General features: G+C 62.8%; 18 protein-coding genes, 1 tRNA gene and 1 pseudogene. 13 read left to right on the top strand and 7 right to left on the bottom strand.

The features are described 5' to 3' along the window. Positions 1 to 69: 69 nt before the first annotated feature. Entirely contained in the window at positions 70 to 1,536 is a 1,467-nt protein-coding gene (locus HV670_RS02000; RefSeq protein ID WP_425511367.1) for an efflux transporter outer membrane subunit, read from the top strand. Between the two features lie 315 nt (positions 1,537 to 1,851). Here HV670_RS02000 and HV670_RS01995 read toward each other — a convergent pair. Together HV670_RS01995 and HV670_RS01990 are read right to left on the bottom strand one after the other, a co-directional pair. Then, positions 1,852 to 1,928 (bottom strand) — tRNA-Pro (locus HV670_RS01995). 55 nt (positions 1,929 to 1,983) lie between these two features. Then, positions 1,984 to 2,913 (bottom strand): polyprenyl synthetase family protein, encoded by a 930-nt coding sequence (locus tag HV670_RS01990; RefSeq protein WP_175102931.1) that lies wholly within the window; start codon positions 2,911 to 2,913, stop codon positions 1,984 to 1,986. A gap of 216 nt (positions 2,914 to 3,129) precedes the next feature. On the opposite strand from HV670_RS01990, the gene rplU reads away from it, so the two are divergent. From rplU to proB, 4 genes are all read left to right on the top strand, one after another. After that, positions 3,130 to 3,441, top strand: a complete 312-nt coding sequence (rplU, locus tag HV670_RS01985; RefSeq protein ID WP_175102930.1) for a 50S ribosomal protein L21 — start codon at positions 3,130 to 3,132, stop codon at positions 3,439 to 3,441. 21 nt (positions 3,442 to 3,462) lie between these two features. Further along, positions 3,463 to 3,729 carry a 50S ribosomal protein L27 gene (rpmA, locus tag HV670_RS01980; protein WP_175102929.1) on the top strand — a complete coding sequence of 89 codons (267 nt, stop codon included), beginning with the start codon at positions 3,463 to 3,465 and terminating at the stop codon, positions 3,727 to 3,729. Between the two features lie 239 nt (positions 3,730 to 3,968). Beyond that, a complete protein-coding gene (obgE, locus tag HV670_RS01975; protein ID WP_175102928.1) occupies positions 3,969 to 5,120 on the top strand; it encodes a GTPase ObgE in 1,152 nt (383 codons plus the stop codon). Between the two features lie 191 nt (positions 5,121 to 5,311). Next, entirely contained in the window at positions 5,312 to 6,430 is a 1,119-nt protein-coding gene (gene proB, locus HV670_RS01970) for a glutamate 5-kinase (RefSeq protein WP_175102927.1), read from the top strand. 174 nt (positions 6,431 to 6,604) lie between these two features. Here the strand turns inward: proB and HV670_RS01965 are convergent, their stop codons facing one another. Beyond that, positions 6,605 to 7,177, bottom strand: a complete 573-nt coding sequence (locus tag HV670_RS01965) for a CNP1-like family protein (RefSeq protein ID WP_175102926.1) — start codon at positions 7,175 to 7,177, stop codon at positions 6,605 to 6,607. A 336-nt stretch (positions 7,178 to 7,513) separates the two neighbouring features. Beyond that, positions 7,514 to 8,006: pseudogene (locus HV670_RS32000) on the bottom strand (RNA pyrophosphohydrolase); the annotation flags it as partial. 147 nt (positions 8,007 to 8,153) lie between these two features. Here HV670_RS32000 and HV670_RS01955 point away from each other — a divergent pair. Both HV670_RS01955 and HV670_RS01950 read left to right on the top strand, forming a co-directional pair. Continuing rightward, positions 8,154 to 9,890 carry a proline--tRNA ligase gene (locus HV670_RS01955; protein WP_175102924.1) on the top strand — a complete coding sequence of 579 codons (1,737 nt, stop codon included), beginning with the start codon at positions 8,154 to 8,156 and terminating at the stop codon, positions 9,888 to 9,890. After that, positions 9,890 to 10,501: a MarC family protein gene (locus tag HV670_RS01950; protein WP_175102923.1), complete on the top strand. Its 612-nt coding sequence runs from the start codon at positions 9,890 to 9,892 to the stop codon at positions 10,499 to 10,501. The genes HV670_RS01955 and HV670_RS01950 overlap by 1 nt, the downstream gene beginning before the upstream one ends. 97 nt (positions 10,502 to 10,598) lie before the next feature. Here the strand turns inward: HV670_RS01950 and HV670_RS01945 are convergent, their stop codons facing one another. Beyond that, positions 10,599 to 11,147, bottom strand: a complete 549-nt coding sequence (locus HV670_RS01945; protein WP_175102922.1) for a hypoxanthine-guanine phosphoribosyltransferase — start codon at positions 11,145 to 11,147, stop codon at positions 10,599 to 10,601. A gap of 52 nt (positions 11,148 to 11,199) precedes the next feature. Further along, positions 11,200 to 12,567 (bottom strand): signal recognition particle protein, encoded by a 1,368-nt coding sequence (gene ffh, locus HV670_RS01940; RefSeq protein WP_175103006.1) that lies wholly within the window; start codon positions 12,565 to 12,567, stop codon positions 11,200 to 11,202. A gap of 147 nt (positions 12,568 to 12,714) precedes the next feature. On the opposite strand from ffh, the gene HV670_RS01935 reads away from it, so the two are divergent. The 6 genes from HV670_RS01935 (at position 12,715) to HV670_RS01910 (ending at position 21,024) form a co-directional block, all read left to right on the top strand. After that, positions 12,715 to 13,662, top strand: coding sequence for a cytochrome C assembly family protein (locus HV670_RS01935; RefSeq protein WP_175102921.1), 948 nt, complete (start codon positions 12,715 to 12,717; stop codon positions 13,660 to 13,662). Between the two features lie 9 nt (positions 13,663 to 13,671). Further along, a complete protein-coding gene (locus tag HV670_RS01930) occupies positions 13,672 to 14,052 on the top strand; it encodes a PP0621 family protein (protein WP_175102920.1) in 381 nt (126 codons plus the stop codon). Further along, positions 14,049 to 14,642, top strand: a complete 594-nt coding sequence (gene ampD / locus HV670_RS01925; protein ID WP_175102919.1) for a 1,6-anhydro-N-acetylmuramyl-L-alanine amidase AmpD — start codon at positions 14,049 to 14,051, stop codon at positions 14,640 to 14,642. The genes HV670_RS01930 and ampD overlap by 4 nt, the downstream gene beginning before the upstream one ends. 611 nt (positions 14,643 to 15,253) lie before the next feature. Beyond that, on the top strand, positions 15,254 to 18,322 hold the full coding sequence (locus HV670_RS01920) for a ribonucleoside-diphosphate reductase subunit alpha (RefSeq protein WP_175102918.1): 3,069 nt from the start codon (positions 15,254 to 15,256) through the stop codon (positions 18,320 to 18,322). A gap of 428 nt (positions 18,323 to 18,750) precedes the next feature. Then, entirely contained in the window at positions 18,751 to 19,989 is a 1,239-nt protein-coding gene (locus tag HV670_RS01915) for a ribonucleotide-diphosphate reductase subunit beta (RefSeq protein ID WP_175102917.1), read from the top strand. Positions 19,990 to 20,448: 459 nt separating this feature from the next. Then, positions 20,449 to 21,024 (top strand): histone H1-like DNA-binding protein, encoded by a 576-nt coding sequence (locus HV670_RS01910; RefSeq protein WP_175102916.1) that lies wholly within the window; start codon positions 20,449 to 20,451, stop codon positions 21,022 to 21,024. A gap of 289 nt (positions 21,025 to 21,313) precedes the next feature. Here the strand turns inward: HV670_RS01910 and HV670_RS01905 are convergent, their stop codons facing one another. Continuing rightward, complete coding sequence (locus HV670_RS01905) at positions 21,314 to 21,790, bottom strand: outer membrane lipoprotein (RefSeq protein ID WP_175102915.1); 477 nt, start codon at positions 21,788 to 21,790, stop codon at positions 21,314 to 21,316. Positions 21,791 to 21,806: the final 16 nt, after the last annotated feature.

The following is a 21,806-nucleotide window of genomic DNA, read 5'->3' as shown; positions in this document are numbered from 1 at the left end:
CCTTTTGGCCACCTTAGCCCCCTTCGACCCTTGGCCGTTGCAACGCTGGCCCTGTTGATCAGCGGCTGCATGGTCGGCCCGGACTACCACCGGCCGCTGGTCAACGTGCCCACCACCTACGCGGAGTTGCCGGGCTGGACGCAAGCCGAGCCGGCCGCCGCTGCCGGACCGAAAGGCGAATGGTGGACCGCGTTCAACGATCCGCTGATCGACCAGCTCGAACCGATGGTGTCGGTTTCCAACCAGACCGTGCGCCAGGACTACGCAAACTACCAGGAAGCGCTGGCTGAAGTGCGGGTTGCTCGCGCGGGCCTGTTCCCGACGATCGGCGTAACGAGCTCGGGCAGCAAGGAGCGCAGCTCGAGCAGCAACGGGATCGGCAACACGTTCGGCAGCACGTTCGGCAACGCGGCGCGAGTCGTCAACACGGGTTCGCTCGAAGGTGACATCAGTTGGGCCCCGGACCTTTGGGGACAAGTGCGGCGCATGATCCAGGAAAACGCCGCCACGGCGCAAGCGAGCGAGGCAATGCTCGCCAATGCGACCCTCTCCGAGCAGGTGGCGCTGGCCACGGCCATCATCCAGCTGCGTACCAGCGACGCCAATATCGACCTGCTGCAGAAAATCGTCCAGGCGTATCAACACTATCTCGACGTGGTCGCCGACCAGGACAAGGCAGGGACCGTCGTGCCGTCCGACCTGATCATCGCACGCACCCAACTCGAGACGGCGCAATCCAATCTGATCGCGCTCGGCGTGGCGCGGGCGCAGTACGCCCATGCGATTGCCGTGTTGGTGGGCAAGAATCCAGAGGAGCTTTCGATCCCGTACAGCGCCGCGATGCCGACCCTGCCGACGGTGCCGGTTGGTGTGCCGTCGACGCTGCTCGAACGCCGGCCCGACATCGCCACCGCCGAGCGACAGATGGCCGCACAGAATGCAGCGATCGGCGTGACCGTGGCAGCCTATTACCCGACGGTTTCCCTTTCGGCGCTGGCGGGCTTCACGCAGTCGCCGTTGTCCGGGCTGCTGAAGGCAACGAGCTACGTCTGGTCGCTGGGCGGCAGCGCCTCCGAAACGATCTTCGACGGCGGCTTGCGTAGTGCGAACGTGGACGCTGCGAAGGCGACTTACGACGCCACCGTCGCCAGCTACCGCAGCACGGTGCTGACCGCCTTCGAGGATGTGGAGAACGACCTGTCCGGCCTGCGAATCTTGGGCGAGCAGTCGGTCGTGCTGGAGTCGGCCGTGCGCGACGCGAACCGCGGCGCCGAGATTGCCTTCAACGAGTATCAGGCCGGCACGGTGGACTACACCACCGTGGCGACTGCCCAGGCCACCCAGTTGACCAATCAGCAGACCGCGCTGAATGTGCAGGAGGAGCGCCTGCTGGATGCGGCGTTGCTGTTCGGCGACCTGGGTGGTGGCTGGGCGGCCACCGACCTGCATGATCCACGGCATCCGGTGACGCAACAGACGGAGGCCGTGGAGACGGGCGATGCTTCCACGGGCAACGCCGCAGCCAAGACGCGATGATCTCGAACTCCGCCTGACAGGCTAAGCGGATGGCCGCGCGAGTGTGTGATGCATGAGAGCATGCACGCGGCATCCGCTATTGCTGATGCGAGGTGGCGCTTGTCGAGGGAGCGGGTGGCGTGGAGTTTTGCGTCAGGCAGCCGCCGGCTTCATGATTCGACAAGCGTGCGTCGATGAGCACTGGATTGAATCCGACTCAGCGGACGACGCACGCCTTTACGGTCTAGTGAAGCAGAGCGGAAGCGCAAGGGCCTAAAAACAAAAAACCGCCCAGCGAAGTGGACGGTTTTAGTCTTGATTGCTCAAGGAAAATTCTGGTCGGGGTGAGAGGATTCGAACCTCCGGCCTCTACGTCCCGAACGTAGCGCTCTACCAGGCTAAGCTACACCCCGAAATTCGATGCCCGGCATCCTTGCCCTAGCTTGTGATTCAAGCCGCGAAGCGTTGCTAGGAAAGGCGCGCCGTCGAATAAGAACATAAGTCTAGCAGGCTTTCTTTGTAAATGGAATCGGGAAAGCGAACAATCGCATTGAGCGCGGCATGTGCTTCACGCTCGGCGCATTGAAGCGTGTAGTCGAGCGCGCCCGAGCGGGTGATCGCGGTGAAGATCGTATCGAACTTGCTCGTGCCGCCTTGCTCGATGGCCTCGCGCGCAAGCACTCGTTCTTCGCTGCTGCCGTGCTGCATGAGCCAGATCAGTGGCAGGGTCGGCTTGCCCTCGCGCAGGTCGTCGCCCGCATTCTTGCCCATCGATTCGGGCGTGCCGGTGTAGTCGAGCCAGTCGTCCATGATCTGGAACGCCGCGCCGATATGGCGGCCATACTCGGCCGCGGCCGTTTCCTGGCTCGGCGTCGCACCCGCGAGCACCGCGCCCAGCAAGGCCGCCGCCTCGAACAGCTTGGCTGTCTTGTAGCGGATCACCTGCATATAGCGTGCTTCGTCGACGTCGGGGTCGTGCATATTGAGCAACTGCAGCACTTCCCCCTCGGAAATCACATTCGTCGCGTCCGACAGGATCTGCATCACGCGCATCTGGTCGACGCTGACCATCATCTGGAACGCTCGCGAATACAGAAAGTCGCCGACCAGCACGCTCGCCGCATTGCCGAACAGCGCATTGGCAGTCTGCTTGCCGCGCCGCAGCGCCGATTCATCGACCACGTCGTCATGCAGCAGGGTCGCGGTATGGATGAACTCGACGACCGCCGCAAGTTCGTGCCGGTGCGGTCCGGTGTCGCCGAGCGCACGCGCGACGATGAGCAGCAGGGCAGGGCGCAGCCGCTTGCCACCCGCGCTGATGATGTACTCGGAGATCTGGTTGATCAGCACGACCTCGGACGCCAGGCGTTTCCGGATCACCCGGTTAACCTGTTCCATATCTTCGGCGATCGGAGCAAGAAGGCTTGTAGCGGAGGTCGTGGCGGTCAACGCGGATACCGAAAGTCTTGTTGAAGAACCCGAGGATTATAGACCGTTCCCGTGACGCGCCGCCCGGTACGGCCGGGATGCTTTGACCGTTCCTAAAACTTCTGTATAATCAAGCGTTTCTCCGCACGGTGCGGGGGAAAGAATGAATTCGAGTGAGGTTCAACAATGTACGCGGTCATAAAAACCGGTGGCAAGCAATACAAGGTTGCTGCTGGCGAAAAACTCAAGATAGAACAGATACCGGCAGACATTGGCGCAGAAATCACGCTCGACCAGGTGCTCGCAGTAGGCGAAGGTGAATCGATTCAGTTCGGCGCACCCCTGGTCAGTGGGGCTTCGGTCAAGGCTACCGTGATTTCCCAAGGTCGTCACGACAAAGTGAAGATCTTCAAAATGCGTCGTCGTAAGCACTATCAGAAGCGTGCTGGCCATCGCCAGAACTACACTGAAGTGCGTATCGACGCGATCAACGCTTAACGGCCGCGAAGGAGCAAGCAAATGGCACACAAAAAAGCAGGCGGCTCGTCCCGTAACGGCCGCGACTCAGAATCGAAGCGCCTTGGCGTGAAGGTGTATGGCGGTCAGGCGATCCTGGCCGGCGGCATCATCGTTCGCCAGCGCGGTACGCGTATGCACGCGGGCAACAACGTCGGCCTGGCCAAGGATCACACCTTGTACGCGCTGGCCGATGGCCACGTGCTGTTCACGATCAAGGGCGCGGCGAAGAAGCAGTTCGTCAACGTCGTCCCGGTCGCTGCGGAGTAAGAGGCCCTCGGGCCCGGTATCGCTCGTGGTGGTCGCAAGCTCGAGTCGCTCGTCAAGACCGGCTCCGTGTTTGCGGCGAACGATACCGTAGCAGCCTTGCAGCCCACCCGGCCGCGAGGCGGCCATGCCGCAAAGGCCCCGCAGGCCCCGCATTCCAGCGGGGCCTTTTTTGTTTGAGCGTCTGGTAGAGCCCGGCCCGCGCCGCGGGCGGTTGTACCAGGCGCTGTGAGAGAAGCAGCATGAAATTCATAGACGAAGCCCGCATCGAAGTGATCGCCGGCGACGGCGGCAACGGCAGCGCTTCGATGCGCCGCGAAAAGTTTGTCCCGTTCGGCGGACCCGATGGCGGTGACGGCGGCCGGGGCGGTACCGTATACGCGATCGCCGACCGCAATATCAACACGCTCATCGACTATCGCTATGCGCGCAAGCATATCGCGCGCAATGGGGAGAACGGCCGCGGTGCCGACTGCTACGGCAAGGGCGGCGACGACATCGTGCTGCGCATGCCAGTCGGCACGATCATCACCGATATGGAAAGCGGCGAACTGATCGCCGACCTGACCGAGCACGGCCAGCAGGTGACGGTCGCCGAAGGCGGCCAGGGCGGCCTCGGCAATCTGCATTTCAAGTCGAGCACGAATCGCGCGCCGCGCCAGAAGACCGACGGCAAGCCGGGCCAGCGCCGGATGATCCGGCTCGAGCTCAAGGTGCTCGCCGACGTCGGGCTGCTCGGGATGCCCAATGCGGGCAAGTCGACGTTCATCGCCTCGGTCTCGAACGCGAAGCCGAAGATCGCCGACTATCCGTTCACGACGCTCGCGCCGAATCTCGGCGTGGTGCGGGTCGGTCCAAGCCAGAGTTTCGTGATCGCCGACATCCCGGGGCTCATCGAAGGCGCGGCCGAAGGCGCGGGGCTCGGCCACCAGTTCCTGCGTCACTTGCAACGCACCGGCCTCCTGTTGCATCTTGTCGACCTGGCACCGTTCGACGAAGCGATTGATCCGGTCGCCGAAGCGAAGGCAATCGTCAACGAACTCACCAAGTACGACGAGGCGCTCTACGACAAGCCGCGCTGGCTTGTGCTGAACAAACTCGACATGCTCGATGACGACTCGCGTGCCAAGCGCGTCGCCGACTTCGTCAAGCGGTTCAAGTGGAAAGGTCCGATGTTCGAGATCTCGGCGCTGACGGGCCAGGGTTGCGAAGGATTGATCTACGCGATCTACGACCATCTGGCCAAGCACGGTGCGGCAGGCCGGGCGGCCGAAGCCGAGGAGCTCGCGGCGGATCCGCGTTTTCGCGAAGGCGTGGCCGGGGCGGCTGCTTCCGCGGATGAAATGCCCCGGGCATCGAATGATGCAAGGGCGCAGCCGCCGGACGAAGAGTAAGAGAGTAAGCCGCGAGGTGAGTGGCGGGGGAGCGGTACGCAGGCACGGCCGGGTTCCGAGCGTGCAGGCCGAAGGCTGCTTCCCGCACGATGGATGTCGATCGGACATCCGTGCAATACGGTGCATTTGACGACCCCGCCACAACGACGTGCCGGGGGCGCTCCAACATGATCCTAGGGGACGGGTTAAACATGCGGTCGGTGATTGCCGATGCAAAGCGGCTGGTGGTCAAGGTGGGCTCGAGCCTGGTCACGAATGACGGACGCGGCCTCGACCACGAGGCGATCGGCCGGTGGGCCACGCAGATCGCGGAACTTCGCGCGCGCGGCAAGGAAGTGGTGCTGGTGAGTTCGGGCGCGATCGCCGAGGGCATGCAGCGTCTGGGCTGGACTCGGCGCCCGCGTGAAATCGACGAACTGCAGGCCGCCGCCGCCGTCGGACAGATGGGCCTGGTTCAGGTCTACGAGAGCGGCTTCTCGCAGCGCGGCATCCAGACCGCGCAGATCCTGCTTACCCATGCGGATCTCGCGGACCGCGAGCGCTATCTCAACGCGCGCTCGACGCTGTTGACGCTATTGCGTCTGTCAGTGGTGCCGATCATCAATGAAAACGACACGGTCATCACCGAGGAGATCAAGTTCGGCGACAACGATACGCTGGGCGCGCTCGTTGCGAATCTGATCGAAGGCGATGCGCTGATCATCCTGACTGACCAGACAGGGCTCTACACGGCGGACCCGCGCAAGGATCCCTCGGCGACGCTCGTCAGCGAGGCGATTGCGGGAGACCCCGCGCTCGAGGCGATGGCCGGTGGGGCGGGCAGCAGTCTCGGTCGCGGCGGCATGCTGACGAAGATCATCGCCGCGAAGCGCGCGGCGAACAGTGGCGCGGATACGGTGATTGCCAGCGGTCGTGAACCGGACGTCCTCGTGCGGCTCGCCGCCGGTGAGGCGATCGGCACGCAACTGGTCGCTCGCACGGCACGGCTCGCGGCACGCAAGCAATGGATGGCCGATCATCTTCAGGTGCGCGGCCGCGTCGTCATCGACGAAGGCGCATGCGCGAAAGTGAGTTCGGAGGGCAAGAGCCTGTTGCCTATCGGGATCGTCGATGTGCAGGGTGTGTTCGCACGCGGCGAGGTCATCGCATGCCTGAATCCTCAAGGACGCGAGATCGCGCGTGGGCTGACCAACTACAGCAGTGCCGAAACGCGTTTGATCCAGCGCAAGCCGAGCGGCGAGATCGAGAGCGTGCTCGGCTATATGCTCGAGCCCGAACTGATCCATCGCGACAATCTGGTCGTCGTCTGAGCGGAGCGCCCGCTTCACGGGCCCAGCGAACCGGTCGGAGTGCTGACGAAGGCCAGGTGTCGGATGCCGCGCTTGCCTTTCTCGGGCGCGAAAAGAAGCCACGGACGATATTCGATCCGTGGCTTTTTCATGCGCAGCTTGCGCGGCGCGCTTCGCCTACCTCATGGACTTCGCTCAGTGATCGCGCTGGTCCGTAATCGTCCTCTTGTAACGCAGGTTCTGGACGATCGTTTTCGCATCCCCGTTCAGGCTCGAGAAATTGCAGAAGTAGTCTTGGGCGAGCGCGGCATGATAGGCGTTCAGCGAGTTCCACTCGACCTGGGCCCACTCGGTGTTCGTCTCGCGGTCCCAGCCGGTGCCATCTTCGTCGACTGCCGCGTACATGCGCCATTGATGGCCGTCTTCACAGCGCAGGCCTTCATAACGCACATTGCGCGCGCCCGAGGCGCTCGTGATCACGGCGGTATAGCGGATCACGCCGTCCTTGCCGATTGAAACGGATTTTGGATCGATGGCAAAGGTCAGCGCCGTTTGTTTCGATACCTCGAACGGCAGCAAATCCGCATTGTCCGGTAGCGCCGGCAAGGTATCGACCTTCTCTTCCTTGAAGACCGATTTGCGATCGAACAGATACTGGAAGGTGCTCTGGCCGTCATCAGGCATCGAGGCGCCGGGCATCGAGCCATCGCTCGGACCGGCTTTGGCGAGTGTCGGGGCAAGGATGCCGCAGGCAAGTGAGGCGATCATGGTCGCGCGCGTGGCGCAACCCAACAGACGGGAGAGGTTCAAGATCTTGGAGTCCAGGGCGGGCGGCGCAACGACACACGCCGCCGCGTCGTTATTTGCCGGGGTTGGTCGTGTGGTGAAAGGGGGCGAGAGGGGAGGTCGAGACGGCCTGCAACGAGTCAGTGAGCGGCTCACTGAGCGGCCCACTGAGCGGCCCACTGAGCGGATCCACCCGCGGAGCACCATGCGGATCATCGAGCGCTTCGGCCAGCGATGCGCTCAACGATTCCATCCGCGATGCCGCCCCTTTCGATCCGGCCGGGTGCTTCTCGCCGTTCATGGCGTCCGCGCGTGCGTGCTCCGCCTGCGCGCCAGCCGTGCGTCGCATGAAACGCGAAAGCTCGGACAGCGCCAGCTGATATACATCACGCTTGAACTCGATGACCGCATCGAGTGGCACCCAGTACTCATTCCAGCGCCACGCATCGAACTCCGGATGGTCGGTGGCACGCAAACAGATGTCACAATCGCGCCCTACCATGCGCAGCAGAAACCAGATCTGCTTCTGGCCCCGGTAGTGGCCGCGTACCTCACGCTTGATAAACTTGTCGGGCACCTCGTAACGCAGCCAGTCGCGTGTGCGACCGAGCACTTTGACGTGCTGGGGTTTCAAGCCGACTTCTTCGTGCAACTCCCGATACATCGCCTGCACGGGGTTCTCGCCGAACTTGATGCCCCCTTGCGGAAATTGCCACGAATGCTCGCGTAGCCGTTTGCCCCAAAACACTTCGTTGCGCGCGTTCAAGAGGATGATGCCGACGTTCGGGCGAAAGCCTTCACGATCCAGCATACAAGCACCTTCGAATCCTTTAAAATTGCTTTGATTATAAACAGATAACGGGCGCCGCGCACCGTTTGAGGGACGTCGCCCCGCTGACCCGCCACTCATGGCGCGAACGGCGGTGCGCGGCGCCTTCGCTTTATTGGGAACCCCTGAATGAAAGCATCACGTTTTTTCATCGGCACGCTGAAGGAAGCACCTGCCGATGCTGAGATCGTCAGTCACCAGTTGATGGTTCGTGCCGGCATGATTCGCCGCGTGGCTGGCGGCATCTACGACTACCTGCCACTGGGGCTGCGCTCGATTCGCAAGGTCGAGGCGATCGTACGCGACGAGATGGAAAAAGCGGGTGCGTTGGAACTGTTGATGCCGGCTGTGCAGCCGGCCGAGCTCTGGCAGGAATCGGGTCGCTGGGTCAAGTACGGCCACGAATTGCTGCGCCTGAAAGATCGCCACGATCGCGAATTCGTGATCGGACCTACGCACGAAGAGGTCGTCACTGACATCGCACGCCGTGAAATCCGAAGCTATCGCCAGTTGCCGGTGAACTTCTATCAGATCCAGACGAAGTTTCGCGATGAAATCCGTCCGCGCTTCGGCGTGATGCGCGGCCGCGAATTCATCATGAAGGATGCCTATTCGTTCGACCGGGACGTCGAGAGCCTCAAGCTCACGTATCAGAAAATGTACGACGCCTATGTACGGATCTTCAGCCGCATGGGCCTGACCTTCCGTGCGGTCGCGGCGGATAACGGCTCGATCGGCGGCACCGGTTCGCATGAATTCCAGGTGATCGCCGACACGGGTGAAGATGCGATTGTCTACTGCCCGACCTCGGACTACGCGGCGAATATCGAAGCCGCCGAAGCGCTGCCGCTGCTCGCCTCGCGCGCGGCGCCCGCCGAGACGATGGTGAAGACCGCGACGCCGGGCAAGGCGAAGTGCGAGGACGTCGCCGAACTGCTCGGCATCCCGCTCGAGCGCACCATCAAGTCGATCGTGATGGCGGTCGATGCGCCTGAAGGCGAGCCGCGCATCGTGTTGCTGCTGATCCGCGGGGATCATGCGATCAATGAGGTCAAGGTCTCGAAGCTGCCGGGCCTCGCCGACGCGCGCATGGCGACCGAGCAGGAGATCGTCGATGCATTCGGCGCGAAGCCGGGCTATCTCGGGCCGATCGGCACGCGCAAGCCGCTCACCGTGATTGCGGACTCGACAGTCGCGAATATGAGCGATTTCGTCGTCGGCGCGAACGAGGTCGACTATCACCTGACGGGTGTGAACTGGGGGCGCGACCTGCCCGAGCCGACGGTTGCCGACGTGCGCGAAGTCGTGGCAGGCGATCCGTCGCCCGATGGCAAGGGTGTGCTCAACATCTGCCGCGGCATCGAGGTCGGCCAGGTGTTCCAGCTCGGCACGAAATATTCGGATTCGATGAATGCGACCTATCTCGACGAATCGGGCAAGCCGCAGCCGATGGTGATGGGCTGCTACGGGATCGGTATCACGCGTGTGCTCGGTGCCGCGATCGAGCAGAATTTCGATGAGCGCGGGATTATCTGGCCCGAGTCGATTGCGCCGTTCGAAGTCGTCGTCTGCCCGATGGGGTACGACCGCAGCGAGACGGTGCGCGCCGAGGCGGATCGCGTGTACGGCGAGCTCAAGGCCGCGGGCATCGACGCGATTCTCGACGATCGCGGCGAGCGCCCCGGTGTGATGTTCGCCGACTGGGAACTCATCGGCGTGCCACACCGGCTCGTGATCGGCGATCGCGGCCTCAAGGAAGGGAAGGTCGAATACCAGTCGCGCCGCGATACCGAGCCCACCTTGCTTGTCGCAGCCGATGCGGCAGGCGTGGTCGCCCAGCGCGTGAAGGCCGCGCTGGAAAGGTAATGGAATACAACTTCCTGTCGGCTACGGTATTGCTGGTCCTGATCACCGATCCGATCGGCAATATCCCGATCTTCATCAATGCGCTGAAGCGGGTGTCGATCAAGCGCCGGCCGATGGTGATCCTGCGCGAAGTCGCCATTGCGTTCGGGATCCTGCTGGCCTTCATGCTGGCGGGCCAGCATTTCCTGCATGCGATGCACCTGAGCGATTTGTCGATGCGCATCGGTGGCGGGATCGTGCTGTTCCTGATCGCCTTGCGCATGGTGTTTCCGCACCCGGACGGCGCGTTCGGCGGTGGTGGCGAGCATGCCGAGCCCTTGATCGTGCCGCTGGCGATTCCCGCGCTCGCGGGGCCGTCGGCGCTCGCGACAGTGATGCTGCTCGCCTCGCAGGCGCCGGACCGGCGTTTCGAGTGGGTCGCCGCGCTGAGCGTGACGATGATGATCTGCGCGGCCGTGCTGTTGCTGTCCGATCGCATTCAGCAATGGCTCGGCGAACGCACGGTCGCGGCGTTCGAACGGCTGATGGGACTCGTGCTGATCGCGATCTCGGTCGACATGCTGCTCGAAGGCGTGCGAATTTTCGTCAGGCAGCTCCAGACGGGAAGTTGACCGCTTGTTCGCGAGCCCGGTTCGACGAAGCGGAAGGGCCGCAAAAAAAACGGCGCACGAAGGTGCGCCGTTTTTTTTCGAGACCTGAGAGGCCTTTTTATCTTGGGACCGTGAGTGCGCGAATGGTCGGCAGATTGCGCCAGTAGCCTTTCACATCCATCCCGCAGCCAAAGACATAGCGATCCGGCACTTCGAAGCCGCAGAAATCGGGCCGCAGCGGCTTGGCCTGTGGGATCGTCTTCTCGCAGAGCACCGCCGACCTGAACTCCTTCGCCCCCATGCTGATGATTCGGTCGCGGATCGCGGCCATGGTCTGGCCTTCGTCGAGAATGTCGTCGATCACCAGCACGATGCGATCCTTGACCGACTCGGCGGGCGCGACGCGCCAATGCATCTCGCCGCCCTTGGTCGTATTCCGGTAGCGCGTGAGGTGCACGTAGTCGAACTCGAGCGGGAAATCGAGATGCGGCAGCAGCATGCCCGTGAACACTGCCGCTCCGCCCATCACCGAGAGCAGCAGCGGGAAGCGCTCGCCCATCGTCTCTTTGATCTCGCCCGCCATCCTGCGGATCGACGCCTCGACATCGGCGGCGGAGACGATCTCTTCGGAGGTCTTCAACAGTTCGAGCGCTTCTTCGCGGTTCATCACGAGTTGTATCCGGCGTTCAGGTGTGGGTATCTATATTAGTAGGAAGACGCTAGCGCATGCCGGGCATCATGCCCTTCATGCCACGCATCATCTTCGCGAGGTTGCCGCCCTTGAGCTTTTTCATCATGCCGCGCATCTGTTCGAACTGCGCGAGCATACGGTTGACTTCCTGCACCTGAACGCCCGCACCCGCGGCGATCCGGCGTTTGCGGCTCGCCTTGATCAACTCGGGCTTGCTGCGTTCGGCGAGGGTCATCGAGCTGATGATGCCTTCCATCCGGCGCATCTGTTTCTCGGCCTGGTTCATGTCGGCGTTGCCTGCCGCCTGCTGGAACTGCGCAGGCAGCTTGTCCATCAGCGAGCCGAGGCCGCCCATCTTCTTCATCTGCGAAAGCTGGGCGCGGAAATCGTTGAGATCGAAGTCCCCGCCTTTCTTGACCTTGTTCGCGAGCTTCTGTGCGGCGTCCACATCGACGCCGCGCTGGGCCTCCTCGACGAGCGCGAGGATGTCGCCCATGCCGAGGATCCGGTTCGCCATCCGGTCCGGGTAGAAGACTTCGAGGCCGTCGAGTTTTTCGCCGACACCGACGAACTTGATCGGCTTGCCGGTCACGTGCCGCACCGAGAGCGCGGCGCCGCCGCGCGAGTCGCCGTCGAGCTTGGTCAGCACGACGCCGGTCAGTGGCAGCGTGTCGTTGAATGCCTTGGCCGTGTTGACCGCATCCTGGCCGAGCATCGCATCGACCACGAAGAGCGTTTCAGCCGGCTTGATCGCCGTATGCAGCGCGGCGATCTCCTGCATCATCGCCTCGTCGATGCCGAGCCGGCCGGCCGTGTCGACGATCAGCACGTCGTGATAGTGCTTCTTGGCCCAGTCGAGCGCCGCGAGCGCGATATCGACGGGCTTCTGGCCGGGCTCCGACGCGAAGAAGTCGGCCCCGACCTGTTCGGTCACGGTCTTGAGCTGCTGGATCGCGGCGGGACGATAGACGTCGCAGGAGACGGTGAGTACTTTCTTCTTCTGCTTTTCGCGCAGCAGCTTCGCAAGCTTGCCGACCGTCGTCGTCTTGCCGGCGCCCTGCAGGCCAGCCATCAGGATGATCGCCGGCGGCGTGACCGCGAAATTGAGTTCCGATGCCTTGCCTTCGTAGTCGCCGCCGATGATCGCGGTCAACTCTCGCTGCACGACGGCGACGAGCGCCTGACCGGGCGTCAGGCTCGAGATCACCTCTTCGCCGAGGGCCTTTTCCTTGACCTTCGCGATGAACTCGCGCACGACGGGCAGGGCGACGTCGGCCTCGAGAAGTGCAAGGCGAACCTCGCGCAACATGTCCTGGGTATTCGCCTCGGTCAGGCGGGCTTCGCCGCGCAGCGTCTTGACGACGCGCGCCATCCGTTGAGTCAGGTTGTCGAGCATAGTAGCGCAGGGAATTGCAGGTGCCGGGCCGCCGGACACGCGGTGCGCCTCGCTGGAAAGCGCGGCGCGCGCGGGGCGCATCGACCGTTGCTGCGAGCATGCCGGCCTGACCCTCGGTGCGACGGGACCTTGGTGTAAACTTCGAATATGACCATTGTACTGTATGCCCTGACCGCCATCCTCTATGGCAGCCTGTCGGTTGCCGCATGGCGTTCGCGGCGACGCATCGCGCAGACAGCCGGCGAGGCCTTGAGCGCCCGGCCGCAAAGTCTCTCGCAGCGCGACCGCCTGCTGCTGGCCTGCGCGCTCGCCGTGCATGGCCTCGTACTCGAGCAGACCGTGTTTCCCGAAGGCGCGATGATCTACGGCTTCGCGTTCGCGCTATCCGCGATGCTATGGCTCGGCGTGCTGATGTACTGGATCGAGAGTCTTTTCTTTCCGCTCGACGGGCTGCGCATGCTCGTGTTGCCGATCGCCTTCGTCGCGAGCCTGATGCCGCTGATTTTCGGCGGCGTGAAGGTGCTCCCGTATTCGGCCGACCTGATGTTCAAGCTGCACTTTCTCGTTGCGAATGTCGCCTATGGATTGCTGGCGCTCGCCGCGGCGCATGCCGCGCTGATGCTGCTGGTCGAGCGGCGCCTGCATGCGGCGCGCGGCGCGCGCGCGAGCGTGCGGCCCGAAAGCCGCGCGGGCTTGCGCGCGGCTGCGCGCATGGATCCGGGTGCACCCGCGCTGGATGCCGGACCCGATCACTGGGCGAACACCTGGCTCGACGCATTGCCGCCGCTGCTGACCCTCGAGAAGCTGCTGTTTCGACTGATCACCGCGGGCTTTTTCGTTCTGACCCTTGCGCTTGTCTCGGGCATCCTGTTCAGCGAGCAGCTGTTTCACCGGCCGCTGCGCTTCGACCACAAGACCGTGTTCGCCGTGCTTTCGTGGTTCATGTTCGGTGGCGTGCTCGCGGGCCGCACACTCTATGGATGGCGCGGCCGCACCGCGCTGCGCTGGGTGCTCGCCTCGTTCGGCGCCTTGCTGCTCGCCTATGTCGGTAGCCGCTTCGTGCTCGAAGTGCTGCTGCATCGGTCCGTCGTCTAGGAAGGCCCCATGCAACGATTGATCCTGCTGATTCTGATCGGCATTATTGCCAACTGGTACTGGCGCAAGCTGCAGCGCCTGCGCGAGGCGGCCGCCGGGCGTGCGCGTCATGAGGCTAGCCAGGCGGGCGGCCGCGGCACGGCGAATGCGAACGCCGCAAGTGCCGCGGGTGGAGCACAGGGATCGAAGGGGACCGCCGGAGCCAAGGCCGCAAACCGGGGCGGTCATGGTGCCCGGCTCGCACTGCCTGAACCTATGGTGCGTTGCGCGCATTGCGATACCTACTTGCCGATCTCGGAAGCGACGGCTTCGCTTGGTCGGAATTTCTGCGGTCCGAAGCATGCGCACGACTACGCGGTGCGCGTCGCGCAGGCGGGCGACGGGCGTTGAGATTCGCAATCGATGATGCGGGCTGGGTCACGGCTGCGACACACCGGCCTTCGCCGAACTTCGACGCGCGTCCCGATGAGGTCGTGCCGGACCTGCTCGTGATCCACAATATCAGCCTGCCGCCTGAGCAGTTCGGCGGCGGCGCGATTGCCGATTTTTTTCAGAACCGCCTCGACTGGGATGCGCATCCGTTCTATGAACAGATCCGGGGCGTGCGCGTGTCGGCGCATTTCCTGATTCGCCGCGACGGCGCGCTCGACCAGTTCGTCTCGTGCGAGGCGCGCGCCTGGCACGCGGGGCGCTCCGATTTTTTCGGCCGCGAACGCTGCAACGATTTTTCGATCGGCATCGAGCTCGAGGGCAGCGACACGCAGCCGTTTGCCCAAGCGCAGTACGAGGTGCTGGCGGCACTGGCTTCGTCTCTCGTCGCACGCTATCGATTGAGCGCGATCGCCGGGCATTCGGATATCGCGCCGGGACGAAAAACCGACCCGGGCCCACACTTCGACTGGCTTCGCCTGAGGCGGCAACTCGAGCTGCCCTCTGAGTATTTTCCCTACCTGAATACTGGCCCGTTCGAACGACGATGAGTGGCGCTGCCTGTTCTTTCGGCAGCTCATGCGCATCGCCGTGCACACCCCTCGTGCACGGATCGCCCCTCCATCGGACCCAGCGGACGATTGAGCGATGCACCTGCCGGCGAGATGAATATCTATTCATCTCGCTTCGATCGGGATCTTATCGAGCTCGCCAATAAGTCAAGGCCATCTGGCCAAATTAATCCCTTGGAGCCGGCCGAGGGTACACACTATACTTGGTGTACGCAGTCAGGCGGGGTACTAGATATTGTGTTTATCCACCAAATCTGTGCCTCGTTTTAGAGCGCTCTAAACACCGACTAGGACGACCTCCTATGCGGTGTTTTTCGCTCCAGGCCACTGCTGGCTGGCGCCCTGGACGAATCGTCGACGGGCGCCGGGGCCATCCGGCCGAGTCGTTGTCGAAGTCGTACTTGTTGACTGAGCGTCGCCTCTCAGAGGCGGCCGAGCGTGAGCGCAGCGTTTCAAGCATGACCGCGCGTGCATCGCATGATGCGCCGCACGGGGACCCGGCACTCACGGCCATGGGGATGGTTATCGGCCTCTTCTATTCGTCCATCGCGGCAACACCGCACACTGAACACAGACCAGGAGCTTTGCACATGCAGACCGAAAACGTGACGACGACGTCGCCAGGACAGTCGCTCGCCGAAGGAGCCGGCCGCCTCGGCAATGCGCCGGGCGCTCAGCCGCTCGCCCCTTCGTCGGCCTATGCCGACTACAAGGTGATCCGCCGCAATGGCTCGGTGGTCGCCTTCGAACCGTCGAAGATCGCCATCGCCGTCACGAAGGCCTTCCTCGCCGTAAACGGCGGGCAGGGCGCCGGTTCCGCGCGCGTGCGCGAGCTGGTCGAGCAGATGACGCAAAGCGTCGTGCGCGCACTCGTGCGCAGCCGCCCCAACGGCGGCACGTTTCATATAGAAGACATCCAGGACCAGGTCGAACTCGCGTTGATGCGTGCCGGCGAGCACAACGTCGCGCGCGCCTACGTGCTCTATCGCGAAAAGCGTTCGCAGGAGCGCGCGCACGAACCCGATCCGCAGCCGTCGCACGGCATCAATGTGGTCGACAACGGCGTCGCGCGCCCGCTCGACATGAGCGCGCTCAAGTCGCTGATCGCCTCGGCCTGTGAAAATCTCGGCGAAGCCGTGAAGCCGGAGCCGATCGTCGCGGAGACGGTCAAGAATCTTTACGACGGCGTACCGATCACGCAAGTCTACGATTCGGCGATCCTTGCATCGCGCACGATGATCGAAAAGGAGCCGGCCTACAGCCAGGCGACCGCGCGCATCCTGCTGCACACGATCCGTCGTGAAATCCTCGGCGAGGAAGTCATGCCCGCCGAGATGTCGACCCGTTATGCGGAATACTTCCCGCAGTTCATCAAGCGCGGGATCGACGCCGAGTTGCTCGATGAGAAGCTGGCACAATTCGACCTGAAGCGGCTCGGCGCCGCGCTCGATGCGAACCGCGACCTGCAGTTCGGCTATCTCGGCCTGCAGACGCTCTACGATCGCTACTTCCTGCACCACGACGGCGTGCGCATCGAATTGCCGCAGGCATTCTTCATGCGTGTGTCGATGGGCCTCGCGCTCGGCGAGATCGACCGCGAGGCGCGCGCAATCGAGTTTTACAACGTGCTGTCGAGCTTCGACTTCATGAGCTCGACACCGACGCTGTTCAACTCGGGCACGCGCCGTTCGCAACTCTCGTCGTGCTACCTGACGACGATCGCCGACGATCTCGACGGCATCTATGAAGGACTCAAGGAAAACGCGCTGCTCTCGAAATTCGCGGGCGGCCTCGGCAACGACTGGACGCGCGTGCGCGCACTCGGCTCGCACATCAAGGGCACGAACGGCAAATCGCAAGGCGTGGTGCCGTTCCTGAAGGTCGTCAACGACACGGCCGTCGCGGTGAACCAGGGCGGCAAGCGCAAGGGCGCGGTCTGCGCCTACCTGGAGACGTGGCACCTCGACATCGAGGAATTCCTCGAGCTGCGCAAGAACACGGGCGACGATCGCCGCCGCACGCACGACATGAACACCGCGAACTGGATTCCGGACCTGTTCATGAAGCGCGTCCACGAAAACGGTGAGTGGACGCTGTTCTCGCCGTCGACCTGCCCGGACCTGCACGACAAGTTCGGCGCCGAGTTCGAGAAGGCCTATGTCGGCTATGAAGAGAAAGTCGCGCGCGGCGAGCTCAAGCTGTTCCGCAAGGTTCCGGCTGCCCAGCTCTGGCGCAAGATGCTGGGCATGCTGTTCGAAACCGGCCACCCGTGGATCACGTTCAAGGATCCGTGCAATGTGCGTTCGCCGCAACAGCACGTCGGTGTCGTCCATTCGTCGAACCTCTGCACCGAAATCACGCTGAACACGAGCGACACGGAAATCGCCGTCTGCAACCTCGGTTCGGTCAACCTCGTCGCGCATCTGAAGCAGGAAGGCGACGCACTGGTGCTCGATCACGACAAGCTCAAGAAGACGATCTCGGTCGCGATGCGCATGCTCGACAACGTGATCGACATCAACTATTACGCCGTCGCCAAGGCGCGCAACTCGAACCTCAAGCATCGTCCGGTGGGCCTGGGCATCATGGGCTTCCAGGACAGCCTGCACCTGCTGCGCACGCCGTATGCGTCGGACTCCGCCGTCGAGTTCGCCGACCTTTCGATGGAAGCGGTCTGTTACTACGCCTACTGGGCCTCGACCGAACTCGCTGCCGAGCGCGGCCGCTACTCGAGCTACCGCGGTTCGCTGTGGGATCGCGGCATCCTCCCGCAGGACACGCTCAAGCTGCTCGCCGACGAGCGCGGCGGCTATGTCGAAGTCGATACGTCGAGCACGATGGACTGGGATGCGCTGCGTTCGCGGATCGCTGAATACGGCATGCGTAACTCGAACTGCGTCGCGATCGCGCCGACCGCGACGATCTCGAACATCATCGGGGTATCCGCCTGCATCGAACCGACGTATCAGAACCTCTACGTCAAATCGAATCTCTCGGGCGAGTTCACGGTCGTCAACGAGTACCTGGTGCGCGACCTGAAAGCGCGCGGCCTCTGGGACGAAGTGATGGTCGCCGATCTCAAGTACTTCGACGGCACCCTCTCGCGCATCGACCGGATCCCGGCGGACCTGCGCAGCATCTACGCGACGGCGTTCGAAGTCGATCCGAAGTGGCTCGTCGAAGCCGCGTCGCGCCGCCAGAAGTGGATCGACCAAGCACAGTCGCTCAATATCTATATGGCGGGCGCGTCGGGCAAGAAGCTCGACGAGGTCTACAAGCTTGCATGGCTGCGCGGTCTCAAGACGACCTACTACCTGCGCACGATGGCGGCGACCCATGTCGAGAAATCGACGGTCGCGCACGGCGCGCTGAACGCGGTGCCGAGCGGCGACGGTGGCGTGGGTGGTGGCGGTCTGGGTCTCGGCGGTTCGAGCATCGCGGCGCACGTCGGCAGCGGCGTGCTCGCAGGTGCCGCACCTTCGGCCACGGCAGGCGCAGCGTTTGCGACAGCAGTAGCAAAGAGCCCGGCACCGGCGGCGGCTTCGTCCGCCATCGTGCTGGACGCGGGCGCGGCGCTCAGCGATGAAGAGATCGCGGGCCCGGTGTGCATGATGCGGCCGGGAGACCCCGGCTTCGACGAGTGCGAAGCCTGCCAGTAAGGTGGATCGCGACGAGCGGATCTCATGAGGTGGATCGCATGAGGTCGCTTGCATGAGGTCGCTTGCATGAGGTCGCTTGCATGAAGCGGTCGCGTGAGCTCCGGCTCACGCTTCCCGAGCATGCACTCCACCCGCTTCGTGGCTCATGTCCTGAGCGCCTTCCTATCACTGTCGAGCTGATATCCGACTCACTCGGCAGAGCGCTTCGCAGGTCATCGAAGCATCGACGATACGTGCAACGCGACATCACTTCACGATGCCCGACACATGCAATCGATGCGGTGCTCATGCTGACGATGACGATGGGTGAGCGCGAGTGTTGTAGGAAGGTCGCAGCACACGAACAAAAACATGGATTTTCATCAGCGAAGCCTTTTAACGCAGATGAAAAGATGGTACAAACCGTTCTAACTTGAAGGTGAACATTCATGCTCAACTGGGATGACGAGAACACGGCCGTAACTCCCGCGAGCGGCGAGCAAGCAAACGCATTGCGCGCACCCGCTGGAGCCGCCATCGCGACTCTCTCTGCATCGACTCGGATTGCAGCTCAGCACGCTTCCCTTCCGCAAGACATCTTCGCGCTCGACATCGCGACACCTCCCTTGGCCGCCACGACCTCGACTCCCGCTTCCGAAGAACTGACCGCGAAGCGTGTGAACGTTGCGGACAAGCGCATCATCAACGGCAAGACCGACGTCAATCAGCTCGTGCCGTTCAAGTACAAGTGGGCCTGGGAAAAATACCTGGCCGGCTGCGCGAACCACTGGATGCCGCAGGAAGTGAACATGTCGCGCGACATCGCGCTCTGGAAGGACCCGAACGGCCTGACCGACGACGAACGCCGTCTGGTCAAGCGCAACCTCGGCTTCTTCGTGACCGCCGATTCGCTGGCCGCGAACAATATCGTGCTCGGCACCTATCGCCATATCACCGCACCCGAATGCCGCCAGTTCCTGCTGCGCCAGGCATTCGAGGAAGCGATCCACACGCACGCCTATCAATACATCGTCGAGTCGCTCGGGCTCGACGAGAGCGAAATCTTCAACGCGTACAACGAAGTCGAATCGATTCGCGCCAAGGACGAGTTCCTCATCCCGTTCATCACGGTGCTGACCGATCCATCGTTCAAGACCGGCACGCCCGAAACCGACCAGCAACTGCTCAAGTCGCTGATCGTGTTCGCCTGCATCATGGAAGGCCTGTTCTTTTACGTTGGCTTTACCCAGATCCTTGCGCTCGGCCGCCAGAACAAGATGACTGGCGCCGCAGAGCAGTACCAATACATCCTGCGCGACGAATCGATGCACTGCAATTTCGGCATCGACCTGATCAACCAGCTCAAGCTCGAGAATCCGCATCTCTGGACGCCGGCGTTCCGCGCCGAACTCAACGCGATCTTCCAGCAGGCGGTCGAACTCGAGTACCGCTACGCCGAGGACACGATGCCTCGCGGTGTGTTGGGCCTGAACGCGTCGATGTTCAAGAGCTACCTGCGCTTCATCGCGAACCGCCGTTGCCAGCAAATTGGTCTTGATGCGCTTTTCCCGAACGAAGAGAATCCGTTCCCGTGGATGAGCGAGATGATCGATCTGAAGAAGGAACGCAATTTCTTCGAGACACGCGTGATCGAATATCAAACGGGCGGCGCGTTGAGCTGGGAGTGAGCTCGCTTGCCCGGCTGTGGCAGTGTTGATTTGGGGAGTTTGAATGTGTCGGCATCGTGTGGGCATCCCGCGATGTCGATGCAAACGAGTTTTGTGGAGCATGGTCGCCTGAATGCAAAGCGCGCCGAGTGGCTTACGAGCCCCGCACGACGATGATATGCACTTTGCCAGCCCTTCAGTGGGTCGGGCCTACTACCCCCGTATTAAAGCCGGCCGCAAGGCGGACGGCTTGATCAAACGACTATCGCCGGCCAGATTGCTGGTTCGTATTTGGCGCGCACGGTCCGAAGAGACCGTGTGCGCCTTGCCGTATTCATTAGCGTAAGCACGTCGAACCGCGTACGCCGATGAATGGCCCGCTTCGTAGCGGGCGTGCCCGTGTGCGCGCTCTCGGGAAGCGGGTTTTGATGATGGGTGTGGTTTGTTCGACTCTTACTTGAAACCTGAAGGAGCAAAAAAATGGCTACCGCCAAGAAAACTGCTGCGAAGAAAGCCCCGGCTAAGAAAGTTGCCGTGAAGAAAGTCGCAGCCAAGAAGGTTGCAACGAAGAAGGTTGCCGTGAAGAAGGTCGCAGTGAAGAAGGTTGCGGCCAAGAAAGTCGCGGCAAAGAAAGTTGCCGTGAAGAAGGTTGCTGCGAAGAAGGTTGCAGCGAAGAAGGTTGCAGCGAAGAAGGTTGTTGCGAAGAAGGTTGTAGCGAAGAAGGCTGCGCCGGCCAAGAAGGCCGCAGCGAAGAAGGTTGCCGTCAAGAAGGTTGCGGCCAAGAAGGTCGTAGCGAAGAAGGCTGCTGCGAAGAAGGCTGCACCGGCGAAGAAGGCCGCTGCGAAGAAGGCGCCTGCCAAGAAGGCTGCTGCCAAGAAGGCTGCCGCGAAGAAGGCTCCTGCTGCCAAGAAGGCCGCTGCGAAAAAGGCGGCGGCTCCTGCCGCCGCTGCCCCTGCAGCGTCTTCCACCGTCGCACCCACGGCACCGGCCAACGCAGTGAAGACCGCGTTGAACCCGGCGGCAGCATGGCCGTTCCCGACCGGCAGCCGTCCGTAAGCCGTTCGTTGCAGCAAAAGCCGACACGCTTCGTGCGCGTCACTGATTGAGTAGGCCTACTCAATCCGATCCCGCCGCCGGTTCGCCGGCAGGCGGGATTTTTTTTCGGCCTGCGCTTTTGCTCAACGACAAGACGCAGACGCGAGGCGTGGGGCGACTGGGGATGCAGGTAACGGGAAGCGAGAGTCGGGACGAGAGACAAGAGATGCCCCGCGAAACAAGGGGGCAAGAAAAAGCGGCGACGCATGGCTGCATCGCCGCTCCAGCGGGTACTGCGATCTTGCGCCGCCTAGTGCGTGACGCGTGTCGTGCCGGCGCTCGACAGCAAACGCACGCGGTCGCCCGCACGGAAGAGTTCGCCGGTCTGCTCCTGGGTGATCGCCCGCAGATCGCCGTTGTCGAGGCGCACCGTGAGTTCGACACCATTGCGCGTCGCAACGCCGTTCTCGATCGCATTGCCTGCGACCGCGCCCGCAATACCGCCGACGATGGCCGTCAGGATCGAGCCGTTGCCGCCGCCGATCGTGCTGCCGGCCACCGCACCCAGCGCGCCGCCACCGACCGCACCCAGCCCGCTCGGCTGACCGCCGTTCGATTGGATCTTTACCGCACGAACACTCTCGAGCGTGCCGAAGCGAACTGTCTCTTCGCGTTGCGATGCGTTGGCCGTATAGACGTCGGGCGAGGTGCTGTAGTTTGCACATCCTTGCAAGGCGAGGGCGCCGACCAACGCGACCGCCGATGCGAGGCGCATGATGCTTTTCATACCCTTCTCCATAACC

Origin of the sequence: Pararobbsia alpina, assembly GCF_902859895.1 — a bacterium.
GTDB lineage: Bacteria > Pseudomonadota > Gammaproteobacteria > Burkholderiales > Burkholderiaceae > Pararobbsia > Pararobbsia alpina.
The sequence above is the reverse complement of the archived record's forward strand: the minus strand, read 5'-3'. Positions and strand labels throughout refer to the sequence as shown.

Coding starts and splice junctions, on each gene's coding strand:
- HV670_RS02000 (WP_425511367.1), top strand. CDS start 70: ATGGTCGGCCCGGACTACCACCGGCCGCTGGTCAACGTGCCCACCACC.
- HV670_RS01990 (WP_175102931.1), bottom strand. CDS start 2,913: ATGGAACAGGTTAACCGGGTGATCCGGAAACGCCTGGCGTCCGAGGTC.
- rplU (WP_175102930.1), top strand. CDS start 3,130: ATGTACGCGGTCATAAAAACCGGTGGCAAGCAATACAAGGTTGCTGCT.
- rpmA (WP_175102929.1), top strand. CDS start 3,463: ATGGCACACAAAAAAGCAGGCGGCTCGTCCCGTAACGGCCGCGACTCA.
- obgE (WP_175102928.1), top strand. CDS start 3,969: ATGAAATTCATAGACGAAGCCCGCATCGAAGTGATCGCCGGCGACGGC.
- proB (WP_175102927.1), top strand. CDS start 5,312: ATGCGGTCGGTGATTGCCGATGCAAAGCGGCTGGTGGTCAAGGTGGGC.
- HV670_RS01965 (WP_175102926.1), bottom strand. CDS start 7,177: ATGATCGCCTCACTTGCCTGCGGCATCCTTGCCCCGACACTCGCCAAA.
- HV670_RS01955 (WP_175102924.1), top strand. CDS start 8,154: ATGAAAGCATCACGTTTTTTCATCGGCACGCTGAAGGAAGCACCTGCC.
- HV670_RS01950 (WP_175102923.1), top strand. CDS start 9,890: ATGGAATACAACTTCCTGTCGGCTACGGTATTGCTGGTCCTGATCACC.
- HV670_RS01945 (WP_175102922.1), bottom strand. CDS start 11,147: ATGAACCGCGAAGAAGCGCTCGAACTGTTGAAGACCTCCGAAGAGATC.
- ffh (WP_175103006.1), bottom strand. CDS start 12,567: ATGCTCGACAACCTGACTCAACGGATGGCGCGCGTCGTCAAGACGCTG.
- HV670_RS01935 (WP_175102921.1), top strand. CDS start 12,715: ATGACCATTGTACTGTATGCCCTGACCGCCATCCTCTATGGCAGCCTG.
- HV670_RS01930 (WP_175102920.1), top strand. CDS start 13,672: ATGCAACGATTGATCCTGCTGATTCTGATCGGCATTATTGCCAACTGG.
- HV670_RS01920 (WP_175102918.1), top strand. CDS start 15,254: ATGCAGACCGAAAACGTGACGACGACGTCGCCAGGACAGTCGCTCGCC.
- HV670_RS01915 (WP_175102917.1), top strand. CDS start 18,751: ATGCTCAACTGGGATGACGAGAACACGGCCGTAACTCCCGCGAGCGGC.
- HV670_RS01910 (WP_175102916.1), top strand. CDS start 20,449: ATGGCTACCGCCAAGAAAACTGCTGCGAAGAAAGCCCCGGCTAAGAAA.
- HV670_RS01905 (WP_175102915.1), bottom strand. CDS start 21,790: ATGAAAAGCATCATGCGCCTCGCATCGGCGGTCGCGTTGGTCGGCGCC.